The sequence below is a fragment of the Caballeronia sp. LZ035 genome (genome assembly GCF_031451175.1).
GTDB lineage: Bacteria > Pseudomonadota > Gammaproteobacteria > Burkholderiales > Burkholderiaceae > Caballeronia.
Genome location: NZ_JARUXS010000002.1, coordinates 1011784 through 1026452, shown reverse-complemented (window position 1 = coordinate 1026452; position 14669 = coordinate 1011784). Strand labels below are relative to the sequence as shown.

The following is a 14669-nucleotide window of genomic DNA, read 5'->3' as shown; positions in this document are numbered from 1 at the left end:
CTGGCCGAAACGCATCGTCGGCTCTGTTGGTATGCCACTTTACCAGCGCGCGTACGGTGACGACAGCCGCGCAAGCCTTTTGCTCTCTTTGGTGTTATCCCGCACTTGACCGGATCATGACCTCCAGATAAATTTTGGTATACCAGAACGGCAATTTCATCACAGGAAAGCAGATGAAGCGCCGTCGTGAATAACAATGAAACCGGCAGGAAACCACGTCCGGAGACCTCTGAAAGCCATATCCAACAAGGCTTTACACCCGATTGACGGGTAACGCGACAGAACGTCTTCATCAGGCCACCTAGCCCGATCGTTGGTATACCGCGCCAGATCACAAGACAGACTGCTCAACCTGAAAACGACCGCCGCTTCAGGCCGTCATCCGCCGGAATGTGCGGCACAGCACACTCCCGCTCGCCCAAGGACAAGGACGAACACACATGAATTACGAACATCTCTTTCAGTCGCTCGGCAGCCGCACGATCCGCATGGCGCTCGTCGGGCCGAAGGGCGGCTTCGGCCGCTCGCTGCTGGTTCAATGCCGCGCGCTGCCGGGCATCGAGATCGCCGCGCTGTGCGACCTGGACGTGGACGGCACGCTCGCCACCCTCGCCTCGCTCGGTTTTGACGCCAGCGCGGTCGCCGTCTGCAACGATGCCGCCGATGTCCGCAGCGCGCGCGCCGCGAGCCGCATTGCGCTCGTGGCCGATTACCGGCTGCTCGACGGCGTGGAACTCGACATCCTCGTCGAGGCAACCGGCCAGCCCGAAGCCAGCGTGCGGATTGCGGAGAACGCGCTGCGGCGCGGTGTGCACGTCGCGATGGCGACCAAGGAAACCGATTCGGTCGTCGGACCGTATCTGAACCAGCTGGCGCTGGAGAACAAGGTGGTCTACACGACGCCCGACGGCGACCAGCCGAGCAACCTGATCGGCCTCGTCACGTGGGCGCGGGTCCTCGGCTTCGACGTGGTGGCGGCGGGCAAGTCGAGCGAATACGACTACATCTACGATCCGGCTGCGCACAGCATCGACTATCTGGAGCAGCGTCACGCGGTGTCGCTGGACGCATGCTGGGCGCTCGGCGACGACATCCCCGCGACGCTCGCCGCGCGCAGCCAGGCGCTTTCGATGCTTCCGCAAAACGCGACGCCCGACTATTGCGAACTGAACGTGGTCGCCAATTCCACCGGCCTGCTGCCCGCCGCCGACGCGCTGAACTATCCGCTCGCGCGCATCAGCGAACTGGCGGACATCTTCGTGCCGAAGGAAGACGGCGGCATTCTGGAGCGCACCGGCGTGGTCGATGTCTTCAACTGCCTGCGCCGTCCGGACGATGTCAGCTTCGGCGGCGGCGTGTTCGTCGTCGTGCGCTGCAAGGATGACGAAACCTGGCAATTGCTGAAGCAGAAGGGCCACGTGGTCGGCAAGAACGGACGCTACGCGTGCATTTATCTGCCCTATCACCTGATGGGCCTCGAAACCCCGATGAGCCTGTTCTCCGCCGTGCTGCTCGGCCAGCCGACGGGCAGCGCCGCGCAACGGCCGCACGCGCGCATGGTGGCGCGCGTGGAGCGTGACTTCAAGGCGGGCGAGACGCTGGCGATGGGCGGCCATCACCACACCATCGAGGGCGCGACGCCCTTGCTCGTCGATACGGCAAAGGCCGATGGCGCAGCGCCGTTCTATCTGGCGGCCAACAAGCGCCTGCTCGCCGATGTCGCGAAGGGCGAACGCGTGCCGCTCGCCGCGCTGGATCTCGAAGGCTCGACGCTGTATGCGGCGTGGCAGCGCAACCCGGCGCACTGAGCGTTGATGCATTCGAAGCAGAAATAAGAGAGAAGAGACATGCAAACCGAAAGCCCCGTTGCGGCATCGTCCGGATCGATCCGCTCGCTCGCATCCACCACGCGCTGGCGCATGGTGCTGCTGCTGTTCGTGCTGTACACGATCAATTGCGTCGACCGGATGTCGCTGTCCATCGCGATGCCGACCATCGTCCACGAGTTCCATCTCGCCGCGACCATGCAGGGGCTGATTCTCTCGGCATTCTTCTGGACCTACAGCACGTTCCAGATTCCCGCCGGCTGGGCCGCCGACCGCTTCGGCGGGCGCCGCATGATCGGCATCGCGGCGGTGTTGTGGGGCGGCTTCCAGTGTCTCGCGGCCTTCGCGGTCAACGGCGTGACGTTGCTGTTGTCGCGCATCGGCCTCGGCGTGTTCGAAGCGCCGTACATGCCGGCCGCGACCAAGCTCACGGCCGCGTGGCTGCCGCCCGCGGAACGCGCGCGCGGCGTCACGCTGATCGACAGCGGCGCGCCGCTCGGCTCGGCCATCGGCGGGCTTGCCATCAGCGCGCTGCTCGCGTTCACCGGCTCGTGGCGCACCGCGTTCCTGATCGTCGGCGGGCTGACCATCGTGTTTGGCCTGGTCGTGTATCGGCTGCTGCGCGAAACGCCGGAGCAGCATCCCGGCATCGATGAAAGCGAAGCCGCCTATATCCGCGCGCAGAAACTCGCCGCCGGCGAAGCGCCCCGCGCGAAAAAAGCACCGCTCTCGCGCGCGACGATCGCGGCGATGGTGGTCGGCCGGATCGGCTGGGCCATGGTGTTCTTCGGCCTCGTGACGTGGGGACCGAACTATCTCTCCGCCGGACGCGGTCTCGATATCCGCAGCATGGGCTTCGCCACCTTCCTGATCTTCCTGGCGGGCGCCATCGGCGAAGTGCTGTCGGGCGTGACCGCCGACTGGCTGCAAAAGCGCTTCTCGCGCAAGGTGGCGTTCCGGATTCTGTTCGGCCTGTCGGGCGGCATGTCGCTCGTCTGCCTGCTCGCGCTGCCGTTCGTCTCCGACATCCGTTATGCGGTCGCGCTGCTGTCGCTCGGCGTGTTCTTCCATCTGTGGGGCGGCCTCTACTGGCTCATTCCCGCCATGCTCGCGCCGCGCGAACAGGTCGGCCTCGTCGGCGGCGTGATGAACTTCGCGGGCACGGGCGGCGCCATCGTGGTGCCGATCGTCGTCGGCGTGCTCGTCGATGCCACCGGCGGCTTCAACGCCGTCATCCTGTTCTTCGCCGCGGCAGCGTTCGCGTATCTGGTCGGCTCGCTGCTGATCGACTTCGGCGGCGGCAAGGCCGGAGAGCGCGCATGACGACGCTTTACGACGGCCCGATCATCGACGCCCATCAGCACTTCTGGGATCTCGAAGCGAATCACTATCCGTGGCTCACGGGCGACACGCTGGTGCCGCACCGCTACGGCGACTATTCCGCGATCAAGCGCACGTACCTGCCGGCGGACTATCTGCGCGATGCCGCCGGTCACGACGTGGTCGGCAGCGTGTATGTCGAAGCGGAATGGGATCCGGCCGATCCGCTTGGCGAGACGCGCTATGTGTCGCAACTGGCGGCATCGAGCGGACGGCCCAATGCAATCGCCGCGCAGGCGTGGCTCGATCGCGACGACACCGACAGCTTGCTCGCCGCGCAGGCCGCCTTCGAGCGCGTGCGCAGCGTGCGCCACAAGCCCGGCGCGCCGGATGACGCGGGCCGCACGCTGATGTCGAACGAACGCTGGCTGCGCGGCTATGCCCGGCTCGCGCAACACGGTTTGCATTTTGAATTGCAGGCACCGTGGACCCAGATGCACGAAGCGGCGCGCCTCGCCCGCGACTTTCCCGAAACACTACTGATCGTGAATCACTCGGGCGTGCCGGGCGACCGCTCGCCGGACACGCTGCGCGGCTGGGGCGACGCGATGTCCACGCTCGCCGCGCTGCCGAACGTCGCCGTGAAGGTGTCGGGCCTGTGCGAACGCGGCCAGCCATGGAGCGTGGCGGCGAACCAGCCGGTCATCGATACGCTGCATGCGCTGTTCGGCGCGGAGCGACTGATGTTCGGCAGCAACTTTCCGGTCGACGGCATGTTCATTTCGCTCGACGGCCTGCTGAACGGCTTCAAGCAACTCGTGCGCGCGTGGCCGCAGGCGCAGCAGCGGGCGTTTTTCCATGACACGGCCGAGCGTGTGTATCGCCCGCTCGGACTGGCTTTCTGACATAGCAAGGACTTTGCATGACCACCCAAACGGACAACGCGCTCGGCTTCACATTGCCGATCCTCGATGCGCATCATCATTTCTGGGATCTGTCGGACGGCACGTTTCCGTGGCTCACCGACGAATACGACGACAGCTTCTTCCTCGGCGATTACCGCCAGATGTGCAGCGACTTCCTGCCGGAGCAATATCGCCGCGCGACGGCGGGCTTCGATGTGATCGGCACGGTGCACGTGGAAGCGGAACGCTCGCGCAAGGAGCAGGTGCGCGAAACCGAGTGGCTCACGCAACTGAACGCTAAAACCGGACTGCCGAGCGCGATCGTCGGGCATGTGTTCTTCGTGCAGCCGGATTGCGAAGCGATTCTCGCCGGTCACGCGAAAAGCCCGCTGATGCGCGGCGTGCGCTCGAAGCCGGAAATCTCGGCGGGCCCGGGCGATTCGGTGCAGGGACGCCCCGGCACGATGCAGGACGACGCCTGGCTGCGCGGCCTCGCCTTGCTCGGCAAGTACGGCTTCTCGTGGGATTTGCGTGTGCCGTACTGGCATCTGGAAGAAGCGGCGGCGGTGGCACGGGCCTTTCCCGATACGCCGATCGTCACGAATCATCTGGGCCTGCCGCTCGACCGCTCGGAGGAAGGCATCGCGATCTGGCGCACGGGGATGGAAGCGCTCGCGGCCTGCCCCAACGTGTTCCTGAAAGTATCGGAACTCGGCCTGCCGAACGGTACGTGGGACAGCGCGAGCAACCGTCGCGTGATCCGCGAAGCCGTGGAACTGTTCGGCTATGACCGCTCGATGTTCGCGAGCAATCTGCCCGTGGGCAATCTGTCGGCGAGCATGACGGAGATCGTCGCCGATGTGCTCGCAGCCGTGCCGCAGGCCGACGAAACGCAACTGCGCCAGCTCTTCGCCGGCACGGCGAAACGCTTTTACCGCATCGACTGACCCCTCTGGTTCGTTCCAAAAAAATCATCAAGAGACAAGCAATGCAGACCATCGACGAAAACGCGCTGTTCCGGAAAATATCGATACGGATCCTTCCGGTTTTAATGCTCGGCTTTTTCTTTTCTTATCTGAACCGTGTGAACGTAGGCTTCGCCAAGCTGCAAATGGCGAGCGACCTGAGCTTCAGCGACGCCGTCTATGGCTTCGGCGCGGGCATCTTCTTCGTCGGCTATTTTTTGCTTGAAGTGCCGAGCAACGTGATCCTGCACAAGGTCGGCGCGCGGCGCTGGATCTCGCGCATCATGGTGACGTGGGGCTTGATTTCGTGCGCGTCGATTTTCGTGCGCACGCCCACGCAGTTCTACATCATGCGTTTCCTGCTCGGGCTCGCCGAAGCAGGCTTCATTCCAGGCGCGATCTACTACATGAGCCAGTGGTACCCGTCCGCGCGACGCGGCCGCGCCTGGGGCGTGTTCTATATCGCGCTGGCTTCGTCGGGGGTGATCGGCGGGCTGGTGTCGGGGTCGATTCTCGGCTTCATGTCGGGACTCGGCGGCCTGCGCGGCTGGCAATGGCTGATCCTCGTCGAAGGCCTGCCCACCGTGCTGCTCGGCATCTATATCTTCTTCCGCATGAGCGAGGACATTGGCCGGGTGAAGTGGCTGTCGGACCCGGAGAAGGCGCATCTGACCGGCCTGCTCGCCGCGGAGAACCGCGACAAGCTCGGCCACGGTTTCGCCGCACTGCTCGGCAACGGGCGGATCTGGGCGCTGGTCGTGATCTACTTCGTCTACAACATGGGGCTGTACGCAATCAGCTTCTGGATGCCGACACTGGTGCAGAAGATGGGCGTGAAGGATGCGTTCACCATCGGCGTGATGACGGCGATTCCAGGTGTCTGCGCGATCGTCAGCATGCTGGCGTTCGGCTACAGCGCGGACCGGCACAACGAACGCAAGTGGCATCTGATCGTGGCGTTCGCGATGGCGGCGGTCGGTTTCTCGCTGTGCGTGCTGTGGCAGACGCAGCCGGTCCTGGGCCTGGTTGCGCTGTGCATCGCCAACATGGGCGTGCTGTCCATTCCGGCACTGTTCTGGAGCCTGCCGACCGCGTTCCTGACCGGCGTCACGGCGGCGGCGGGCATCGCGATGATCAACTCGCTCGGCAATCTCGCGGGCTTCGTCTCGCCGTACATGATCGGTTATCTGAAGGACATCACCGGACGCACCGATACGGCGTTGTTCGTCGTGGCGGGCGGACTCGTGCTGGGCGCGCTGCTGGTGGCGGCGATCGTGCGGTCGCGTCCGCAGCCCGCGCGGGTGAGCGTGGAAGCGCGTTGAGGTAGCGACGCACTGCCGCGCATCGCGCGGCAGTGCCTTCAATCCTTCCGCCGCCTTGTCCCGAAGTGCAGATCGACCACGCTGCGAATGTGATACGTCATCTCCGCGATGCCGATAGTGGCATCGCGCCGTTCCAGGGCGCTCAGCACGCGCGAGTGTTCGTCGATCGAATACTTGAGCCAGTTGGGCACGTCGTATTCGCGGCCGCGCGTCAGGCGGATTTTTTCGTGAATGGCCGTCAACTGCTGTAACAACAAGCCATTGCCCGCGCCTTCCGCGAGCGTCAGATGGAAGGCCGAGTCGCAGACCGAAAAGCGTTGCCGGTCATTCGCCGCCAGCGCCTCAATCTGCCCGGCGATGGTTTCCCGCAGCCGGTCGAGGATGGAATCGTCGGCACGCTCCACGCATAGCCGCACCGCTGTTGTTTCCAGACTCTCGCGCACTTCGTACAGGTCGCGAACGTCGCCAGGCGTCAGTTCCTTCACCTGATAGAACCGCCCCTTGCGTTCGACGAAGCCTTCGTCGAGCAATTGCCGCAGCGCCTCGCGCACCGGCGTGCGGCTCACGCCGTAGTGCGAAGCCAGTTCCACTTCCTGGAGCGGCGCACCTGCCAGCAGGCGCATCTCCAGAATCCCGGCCTTGATGCTGCCGTACACGCTGCCGCGCAACGGCCCGTTGGCCGCGCCTTCGACTATCACGTCGTCGTCCGACATCTTCTTCCTCTCTGTCGCTTGGGCCGCCAGCCGGCGTCGCCCATCGGTTCAGCATACCGAAAATTGGTTCGAACGGGAAAATACCAACGAAAAACCTGCAATTTAGACTTGTTAGGCTTTTTTGATGTGGTTAATGTATACCGAAAGCAGCGTGAAATCTTCGACGCGGCGCGCGACATCAAGGTAACGACCACTTCAGAGGGGAGCTTCGCAATGAGGAACTGGCTTGGATTTTTCGCGGGTATCGCGATGGTAGCGGGAGTGACGCTGAGCGGCACGGCAGGCGCCGAGACGCTGAAAGTGGGCTCCACGCCCACGGGCGTCCCGTTCACGTTCCTCGACACGAAGAACGACACCATCACCGGCGTCATGGTCGACATCATGAGTCTGGTCGGCAAGGAAGCGGGCGATCAGGTCACGACCGTGCCGCTGGCATGGTCGGCGCTGATTCCGTCGCTCACCACCGGCAAGATCGATGCGGTGGCCGCCGCGATGTTCATCACGCCGGATCGCCAGAAAGTGGTCGATTTCACCGACCCCGTCTACCAGTACGGCGAAGGCCTGATCGTGCCGAAGTCGGACACGAAGAACTACGTGAGCTTCGCGGACCTGAAGGGCAAGGTGGTGGGCGCGCAGATCGGCACGCCGTTCCTGAAGGCGATGCAGGACTCCGGCCTGTTCGCCGAAGTGAAGGTCTATGAAACGCTCCAGGATCTGCTGCGCGACACCAATACCGGCCGCGTCGATGCCGCTGTCGCCGACTATCCGATTCTTGCGTACCAGGTCTCGCACGGCGGCTTCAACAACACGCGTCTCGTGACCAGCTACAAGGCCGTGATGCCGGGGCAGATCGGCATTGCGGTGCAGAAGGGTCATCCGGAGCGGATCGCCAAGCTCAACGCCGCCATTGCCAAGGTCAAGGCCGATGGCCGGATCGACGCCGTCGTGAAGAAGTGGGGACTCTGATTTCCCGAAGCGGCCGCCGGTATGGCGCCGGCGTGCCGCTTGTCTTGAGGCCACTTCCAAGCCCCGCTGAACTGGCCGGCCAATCGGCCAGGAGAACCTGATTCATGCAAGACTTTTTCCAGCACTCGGCCGAATACCTGCCGATCCTTCTACGCGGCGTCAAGCTGACGATCATCGTCACGATTGGCTCGCTGCTGCTCTCCACCGTGCTCGGCATGGTGTGGGCGCTGATGCGGGTGTCGGGCGTGCGTTCGCTCGACCTGATTGCGCGCGGTTTCATCAACTTCATTCGCGGCGTGCCGATCATCGTGCAGCTGTTCGTGATCTATTTCGTGCTGCCGGACTTCGGCATCTCGATCACGGCCTTGCAGGCGGCGATCATCGGCCTGGGCGTCGCCTATTCCGCGTACCAGGCGGAGAATTTTCGCGCCGGTATCCAGGCCATCGACAAGGGGCAAATCGAGGCGGCGCATTCCATCGGCATGCGCGGCGCGATGACCATGCGCCGCGTGATCCTGCCGCAGGCGTTCAAGATCGCGCTGCCGCCCTACGGCAACACCATGATCATGATGCTCAAGGACAGCTCGCAGGCATCGACCATCACGGTGGCCGAGCTCGCGCTGCAAGGCAAGCTGATTGCGTCGTCCACGTTCCAGAATACCACGGTGTTCACGCTGGTCGCGGCGCTCTATCTGGTGATGTGCATTCCGCTGTTCCTGCTCGTAGGCCAGCTTGAAAAGAGACTCGGGAGCGGACGCAAATGATCGAACTGCACGACATTCACAAGAGCTACGGCTCGCTCGAAGTCATCAAGGGCGTGTCGGCCACGGTATCGAAGGGTGAAGTGGTGTGCCTCATCGGACCTTCGGGCTCGGGCAAGTCCACCATCCTGCGCTGCATCAACGGGCTGGAGAACTATCAGTCGGGCACGATCACCGTCGAAGGGCGCAAGGTGGACGCCGCGCATCGCTCGATCGCCGAACTGCGCGCCAGTGTGTCGATGGTGTTCCAGCGCTTCAACCTGTTTCCGCACCGGACGGTGCTCGAGAACGTGATCGAAGGGCCCATCTTCGTCAAGCGCGAGCCGAAGAAGGAAGCCATGGAACGCGGCCGCAGCCTGCTGGCGCGCGTTGGCCTGTCGGCCAAGGAACACGCGTATCCGGCGCAACTGTCGGGCGGCCAGCAGCAGCGCGTGGCGATTGCACGGGCGCTCGCCATGCAGCCGAAGGCCATTCTCTTCGACGAACCGACCTCCGCACTCGACCCCGAACTCGTCGGCGAAGTCCTCGCGGTGATGCGCAGCCTCGCCGACGAGCAGATGACCATGATCGTCGTCACGCATGAAATGGGTTTCGCACGCGATGTCGCAGACCGCGTGCTGTTTCTGGACGGCGGCAGGATCGTCGAACAAGGCGCGGCCAGGGAGGTGCTGGGCAATCCGCAGCATCCGCGAACACAGGACTTTTTGAAGCGAGTCATCGAGCATGTCTGATTCCACGCTGACGCCCGCCGCGCAATTCCGCGCCGCCGCGCCCGGCGAACTCTTTCCGCTGGCCCCTTCGCTGTGGGCTCACACGGCCGTTCCCGCCGTCTCCACGCCCGCGCTCGGCGCAAGCTGCACGGCGGATGTCGTGATCGTCGGCGCGGGCTATGCCGGTTTATCGACGGCCTGCCATCTCGCGAAGAACGGCGTGAACGTCGTCGTGCTGGAAGCGCGCGAACCGGGCTGGGGTGGCTCGGGCCGCAACGGCGGGCAGATCATTCCCGGCCTGAAATACGATCCGGACGAACTCGAAGCACGCTTCGGCCCTGAAGCGGGCCGTGCGGTGGCGGCGTTCGCCGGCTCCACGACCGAGCACGTCTTCAGGATGATCGACACCGAAAAGCTCGCGGTGCCGCACGTGCGCCACGGCTGGGTGCAGGGCGCGCATAACGACGCCGCGCTGCACACGGTGGAATCGCGCATGCGTCAATGGGAGCGGCGCGGCCTCAAAGGCGCGCAATTGCTGGACGCCACGCAAATGCGCAACCTGCTCGGCACGCAGACATACAAGGGCGGCTGGCTCGACCCGCGTGCGGGCGGCCTGCAACCGTTGACGTATGCGCGGGAACTCGCGCGCGTGGCGTTTGCCTCGGGCGCGCGCATCTTCGGCCAGACGCCCGCGACAGGCTGGCAGCGTGAAGGCAATGCGTGGAGAGTGAACACGGCTTTGGGACCGCATGTGACGGCCAAAACGGTCATCGTCTGCACCAATGCCTACACGCGCGAACTGTCCTCGAAGCTGTCGAGCACGGTCATCACGCCGAACTCGTATCAGCTTTCCACCGTGCCGCTGACCGCGCAACAGGCGGAGAGCGTCATGCCGGGCGGACAGGTTTCGTCCGACACGCGCAACCTGCTGCTGTACTTCCGCAAGGACCATACGGGCCGTCTGCTGATGGGTGGACGCGGGCCGTTCCGCCAGCCTGCATCGAACAACGACTGGGCGCATCTCGAACGCGCCGTCGTGAAGATGTTCCCGCAGCTCGCGGGCATTGGCTTCGATCATCGCTGGTGCGGCCATGTTTCGGTGACGCGCGATTTCCTGCCGCACGTGCATGAACCGGAGCCGGGCGTGCTCGTCAATATCGGCTGCATGGGGCGGGGCGTCGCGCTGGAAACCGCGATGGGCGATGCGCTCGCCCGCTACACCCTCACGCGCGATGCGCGCGCCCTGCCCTTCCCGCTGACGCGCGTCTCGCCGATCCCGTTCCACGGCTTGCAGCGGCTCTATCTCGCGGCGGTGGTGAGCTGGTATCGCATGCGCGACGCCGGATTGCTGTGATCGCGGCGTTCGCTCTTTTTGACACGACCTTATAAAACGAAGCCCATGTCCCTGCTCGTCTCACTCGACACCGCGCCCGATTTCGCGCCCCAACCCGGCGCGCCGCTGCCCGAACGGCTGATCTCGGGCAATCCGCAGAACCAGACCTGGCTGCTCGACGAAGCCTTCGACGGCAAGATCCAGACCGGCATCTGGGAATCGACACCCGGCGCGAACCGCTCGATCCGGGGCGAGATGTTCGAGTTCTGCCACATCCTGTCGGGCCTCGTGGAGATCACCGAGGACGGCGGCACGCCCGTCCGCTACGGCCCCGGCGACAGCTTCCTGATCAAGCCCGGTTTCACCGGCGTGTGGCGCAACATCGAGACCGTACGGAAGATTTTCGTCATTTACGAGTAGTCCCGGACGCATGCCGCACCGCACTGACGCCGCCCTATTCGTTTTCCGGATAGCCGACCAATTTTGACAGCGTTGAGTCGCCCGATTTCGCGACTCACCATGCTTACATGACGCCGCCTCACACCGAAGCGGCGAGATGAACGGCAGCACATGGAGGTGTCGGAATGACGAAGGACGGCAAACTGAGACTCGGTCTCTCGATGCGGTATCTCGGCTATCACGTGGCCGCATGGCGGCATCCGTCGGTGCCCGCGGATGGCGCGCTCAGCTTCGAGCATTTCCTGAACACGGCGCGCAAGGCGGAAGCCGCTCATTTCGACATGATCTTCTTCGCGGATGGCCTCGGCATCCGCGCCAACGACAATCCGAAGGGTTCGCTCGCCCGCGACATGCGCAACGCGGAACTCGAACCGCTGACGCTGCTGGCGGCGCTCGCGGCCACGACGCGCAATATCGGTCTGGTGGCGACGGCATCGACCACGTACAACGAGCCGTTTCACGTCGCGCGCAAGTACGCATCGATCGATCACATCAGCGGCGGGCGCGCGGGCTGGAACGTGGTGACGTCGTGGTCGGATGAAGAGGCGCGGAACTTCAGCCGCACCGAGAACCTCGCCTATGCAGACCGTTACGAACGCGCCGACGAATTCGTGGACGTCGTGCGCTCGCTGTGGAACAGCTGGGAAGACGATGCCTTCGTGCGCGACAAGGACTCCGGCCTGTTCTACGACGAAGCGAAGCTGCACACGCCGAACCACAAGGGCAAGCACTTCCAGGTGCGCGGCCCGCTGAACTCGGCGCGCACGCCGCAGGGACAGCCGGTCATCGTGCAGGCGGGCGCGTCCGAAGCGGGCCGCCGGCTTGCGGCGCGCTGCGCGGAAGTGGTCTACAGCAACGCGCACGATCTCAGCAGCGCGCAGGCCTATTACGCCGACCTCAAAGGCCGTCTCGCCGCTCATGGACGCCAGCCGGATGACCTGCTCATCATGCCGGGCATCGCGCCCTTCGTTGCCGCCACGCGTGAGGAAGCCCGCGACAAGTACGAGGAACTCCAGGCGCTGATCCATCCGCTGAGCGGACTGGCGGCGCTGTACGGGCAGTTGGGCGATCTGTCGGCCTATCCGCTGGATGGTCCGGTGCCCGCGCTGGACACGATGAACTCGAAGAACATCGGCAGCATCGCGCAGAACCTGGTCGACGTCGCGCATGCCGAGAACCTGTCCATCCGGCAACTCGGTCAGCGCGTGGCGTCGACGTTCGGCGTGCGTTTGCTGATCGGCACGGCGGCGGACATCGCCGACGAAATGGAGTCATGGTTCCGCAACGACGCCGCCGACGGCTTCAACATCTGTCCGCCGATTCTCCCCACCGGCATGGACGACATGAGCGACTTTCTCGTGCCCGAGCTGCGTCGGCGCGGGCTGTTCCGCTCGCGCTACGAAGGCACGACCTTGCGGGCTAACCTTGGCCTCGCGCCGAGCGTCTTCCAGCGTATCGGAGGCGCGTCATGATGCCGAGCGCAACTCATACGGAACACAGCTTCCAGGACGCGATGGCGCTGTTCGCGGCCGGCGTCACGGCCGTCACCACCTTGCGCGACGGCAAGCCCGCGGGGCTGATCGCGACGTCGGTGTGCAGCCTGTCGTCGGATCCGCCTTCGCTCGTCGTGTGCGTGAACAAGAACGCCTCCGCGCACGACGCGATCGTCGCGCATGGCACGTTCGCGGTGAATCTGCTGTCAGTGGAACAAAGCGACATCGTGGACCGCTTTCGCGCCGCGCAGGGCGACGCGCGTTTCGAGCCCGGCCAGTGGACAACGCTAGAAACCGGCGCGCCCGTGCTCGCCGATGCCGCCGTCGTGCTCGATTGCCGGCTCGACAAATGTCACGATGGCTATACGCATTCGATTTTTGTCGGCGTGATCGAGCGGATTTCGTCGCGCCGCGATGTCGATTCCGCTTGTCTGCTCTGGCATGGCCGGAGCTTCGCGCGCAGCACGCCGCTGGGTGCGGCGCAAAGCGTTTTGAAGGCAGTTGAGGTCTGATTCAGCACTATCGCTATTGAACGTTGGCACCACGGCATCCGGCGGCCGCTCCGCCTGCTCAAGACTGCAAAGGATGAATATGTTGAACAAGGCCAGCACCCTGGACACTCCCGTCGTGGACCAACCCGCTCCAAACCGCGTGCGGGACGTCATCGCCGCGAACTTCGGCACCTTCTTCGAATGGTTCGATCTGCTCGTGTACGCGATGTTCGCGATCACCGTGTCGAAGCTGTTCTTTCCGACCGGCGACGGCCAATCCGCGCTGCTGCTCAGTCTCCTCACCTTCGGCAGTTCCTTCGTCATCCGTCCGGTAGGCGCGATCGTGCTCGGCGTGATTGCCGACCGGCGCGGCCGGCGCTTCGCGCTCAGTCTGGCCGCCCTGCTGATGCTGCTCGGCACGGCGACCATCGCCATCGTGCCGACGTATGAAAGCATCGGCGTGCTCGCGCCGGTGATTCTCGTCGCCGGACGTCTGCTGCAAGGCTTTTCGGCGGGCGGGGAATTCGGCGCCGCGAACTCGTTCCTGACCGAACAGGACAAGCGCCGCATGGCCTTCTTCGGCAGCCTCCAGTTTTCGGCGTCGGGCCTCGCGGTGCTGACATCGTCGCTGTTTGCTTACTGCATCAACCACTTCCTGACGGCCGAGCAGGTCAACTCCTGGGGCTGGCGTCTGCCCTTCGTATTCGGCTGCCTGATCGGGCCGGTCGGCCTGTATATCCGCCGCAAGGTGAGCGAGACCGCCGACTTCGAACAGGTGAAGAAGACCGACCATTCACCGCTGCGTGAAACCGCGCGCTCGCACAAGTCGGCCGTATTGATCGGCGCGATCGTCGCGGGTGCGGGCGGGCTGGCGAGCTTCATCAACATCTACATGCCGACCTTCGCGATCAACAATCTCGGCGTCAGCAAGGACGCGGCGTTTTCGTCGTCGATTGCGAGCGGCGTGGTGTGCGTGCTGCTGCCGCTGGTCGGCGGCATGGCGGCGGACCGCTTCGGCACCGTGAAGGTGATGCGCGCCGCACTCATCACCGGCATGGTGCTGATCCTGCCGCTGTTCTATATGCTCACGCGCGCGCCGGGGCCGGTCACGCTGGTCGCATTCCAGTGCATTCTTTCGCTGGTGTTCTACAGCTTCTATTACTCGCCGGTCGGTTCGCTGCTGTCGCAGCTGTTCCCCGCGAGCTGCCGCACGACCGGCGTGTCGCTGGCCTATGTCATCGCGATGACGCTGTTCGGCGGCCTCACGCCGCTGGTGACGAGCCTGCTGGTCAAGACGACCGGCAGCATCATGTCGCCCGCGTGGTATCTGATCGCCGTCTCGGCGCTCGCGCTTTGCGGTCTCGCCGCGAGCCGAAAGCGCCTGGCCTGACGTCCGAACCGCATC

General features: G+C 64.4%; 14 protein-coding genes. 13 read left to right on the top strand and 1 reads right to left on the bottom strand.

Annotated features, from left to right (window positions below):
• The first annotated feature begins 440 nt into the window (after window positions 1-440).
• From QCE88_RS20225 to QCE88_RS20205, 5 genes are read left to right on the top strand one after another with little or no spacing between them, the layout of a single operon-like run.
• Window positions 441-1808 (top strand): homoserine dehydrogenase, encoded by a 1368-nt coding sequence (locus tag QCE88_RS20225; protein ID WP_309905406.1) that lies wholly within the window; start codon window positions 441-443, stop codon window positions 1806-1808.
• 39 nt (window positions 1809-1847) lie between these two features.
• A complete protein-coding gene (locus tag QCE88_RS20220; RefSeq protein ID WP_309905403.1) occupies window positions 1848-3149 on the top strand; it encodes an MFS transporter in 1302 nt (433 codons plus the stop codon).
• Entirely contained in the window at window positions 3146-4051 is a 906-nt protein-coding gene (locus QCE88_RS20215) for an amidohydrolase family protein (protein WP_309905401.1), read from the top strand. Before QCE88_RS20220 ends, QCE88_RS20215 begins: the two co-directional genes overlap by 4 nt.
• 17 nt (window positions 4052-4068) lie before the next feature.
• Window positions 4069-4998, top strand: a complete 930-nt coding sequence (locus QCE88_RS20210) for an amidohydrolase family protein (RefSeq protein ID WP_309905399.1) — start codon at window positions 4069-4071, stop codon at window positions 4996-4998.
• 41 nt (window positions 4999-5039) lie between these two features.
• On the top strand, window positions 5040-6338 hold the full coding sequence (locus QCE88_RS20205; protein WP_309905397.1) for an MFS transporter: 1299 nt from the start codon (window positions 5040-5042) through the stop codon (window positions 6336-6338).
• A 38-nt stretch (window positions 6339-6376) separates the two neighbouring features.
• Here QCE88_RS20205 and QCE88_RS20200 read toward each other — a convergent pair whose 3' ends face one another.
• A complete protein-coding gene (locus QCE88_RS20200; protein WP_309905395.1) occupies window positions 6377-7051 on the bottom strand; it encodes a GntR family transcriptional regulator in 675 nt (224 codons plus the stop codon).
• A gap of 213 nt (window positions 7052-7264) precedes the next feature.
• On the opposite strand from QCE88_RS20200, the gene QCE88_RS20195 reads away from it, so the two are divergent.
• The 8 genes from QCE88_RS20195 (at window position 7265) to QCE88_RS20160 (ending at window position 14654) form a co-directional block, all read left to right on the top strand.
• On the top strand, window positions 7265-8017 hold the full coding sequence (locus QCE88_RS20195) for an ABC transporter substrate-binding protein (protein WP_309905393.1): 753 nt from the start codon (window positions 7265-7267) through the stop codon (window positions 8015-8017).
• Between the two features lie 104 nt (window positions 8018-8121).
• Window positions 8122-8781 carry an amino acid ABC transporter permease gene (locus tag QCE88_RS20190; RefSeq protein WP_309905391.1) on the top strand — a complete coding sequence of 220 codons (660 nt, stop codon included), beginning with the start codon at window positions 8122-8124 and terminating at the stop codon, window positions 8779-8781.
• Window positions 8778-9509, top strand: coding sequence for an amino acid ABC transporter ATP-binding protein (locus QCE88_RS20185; protein ID WP_309905389.1), 732 nt, complete (start codon window positions 8778-8780; stop codon window positions 9507-9509). Before QCE88_RS20190 ends, QCE88_RS20185 begins: the two co-directional genes overlap by 4 nt.
• Complete coding sequence (locus QCE88_RS20180) at window positions 9502-10842, top strand: FAD-binding oxidoreductase (protein WP_309905387.1); 1341 nt, start codon at window positions 9502-9504, stop codon at window positions 10840-10842. Before QCE88_RS20185 ends, QCE88_RS20180 begins: the two co-directional genes overlap by 8 nt.
• 45 nt (window positions 10843-10887) lie before the next feature.
• On the top strand, window positions 10888-11241 hold the full coding sequence (locus QCE88_RS20175) for a cupin domain-containing protein (protein ID WP_309905385.1): 354 nt from the start codon (window positions 10888-10890) through the stop codon (window positions 11239-11241).
• A gap of 164 nt (window positions 11242-11405) precedes the next feature.
• Complete coding sequence (locus QCE88_RS20170; protein WP_309905382.1) at window positions 11406-12752, top strand: LLM class flavin-dependent oxidoreductase; 1347 nt, start codon at window positions 11406-11408, stop codon at window positions 12750-12752.
• Window positions 12749-13285, top strand: a complete 537-nt coding sequence (locus QCE88_RS20165) for a flavin reductase family protein (RefSeq protein ID WP_309905380.1) — start codon at window positions 12749-12751, stop codon at window positions 13283-13285. The genes QCE88_RS20170 and QCE88_RS20165 overlap by 4 nt, the downstream gene beginning before the upstream one ends.
• 115 nt (window positions 13286-13400) lie before the next feature.
• Window positions 13401-14654, top strand: a complete 1254-nt coding sequence (locus tag QCE88_RS20160; protein ID WP_309905378.1) for an MFS transporter — start codon at window positions 13401-13403, stop codon at window positions 14652-14654.
• Window positions 14655-14669 lie beyond the last annotated feature (15 nt).

What these genes read in the sequence shown, in the direction of transcription:
- QCE88_RS20225 (WP_309905406.1), top strand. Translation starts at nt 441, where the DNA reads ATGAATTACGAACATCTCTTTCAGTCGCTCGGCAGCCGCACGATCCGC.
- QCE88_RS20220 (WP_309905403.1), top strand. Translation starts at nt 1,848, where the DNA reads ATGCAAACCGAAAGCCCCGTTGCGGCATCGTCCGGATCGATCCGCTCG.
- QCE88_RS20215 (WP_309905401.1), top strand. Translation starts at nt 3,146, where the DNA reads ATGACGACGCTTTACGACGGCCCGATCATCGACGCCCATCAGCACTTC.
- QCE88_RS20210 (WP_309905399.1), top strand. Translation starts at nt 4,069, where the DNA reads ATGACCACCCAAACGGACAACGCGCTCGGCTTCACATTGCCGATCCTC.
- QCE88_RS20205 (WP_309905397.1), top strand. Translation starts at nt 5,040, where the DNA reads ATGCAGACCATCGACGAAAACGCGCTGTTCCGGAAAATATCGATACGG.
- QCE88_RS20200 (WP_309905395.1), bottom strand. Translation starts at nt 7,051, where the DNA reads ATGTCGGACGACGACGTGATAGTCGAAGGCGCGGCCAACGGGCCGTTG.
- QCE88_RS20195 (WP_309905393.1), top strand. Translation starts at nt 7,265, where the DNA reads ATGAGGAACTGGCTTGGATTTTTCGCGGGTATCGCGATGGTAGCGGGA.
- QCE88_RS20190 (WP_309905391.1), top strand. Translation starts at nt 8,122, where the DNA reads ATGCAAGACTTTTTCCAGCACTCGGCCGAATACCTGCCGATCCTTCTA.
- QCE88_RS20185 (WP_309905389.1), top strand. Translation starts at nt 8,778, where the DNA reads ATGATCGAACTGCACGACATTCACAAGAGCTACGGCTCGCTCGAAGTC.
- QCE88_RS20180 (WP_309905387.1), top strand. Translation starts at nt 9,502, where the DNA reads ATGTCTGATTCCACGCTGACGCCCGCCGCGCAATTCCGCGCCGCCGCG.
- QCE88_RS20175 (WP_309905385.1), top strand. Translation starts at nt 10,888, where the DNA reads ATGTCCCTGCTCGTCTCACTCGACACCGCGCCCGATTTCGCGCCCCAA.
- QCE88_RS20170 (WP_309905382.1), top strand. Translation starts at nt 11,406, where the DNA reads ATGACGAAGGACGGCAAACTGAGACTCGGTCTCTCGATGCGGTATCTC.
- QCE88_RS20165 (WP_309905380.1), top strand. Translation starts at nt 12,749, where the DNA reads ATGATGCCGAGCGCAACTCATACGGAACACAGCTTCCAGGACGCGATG.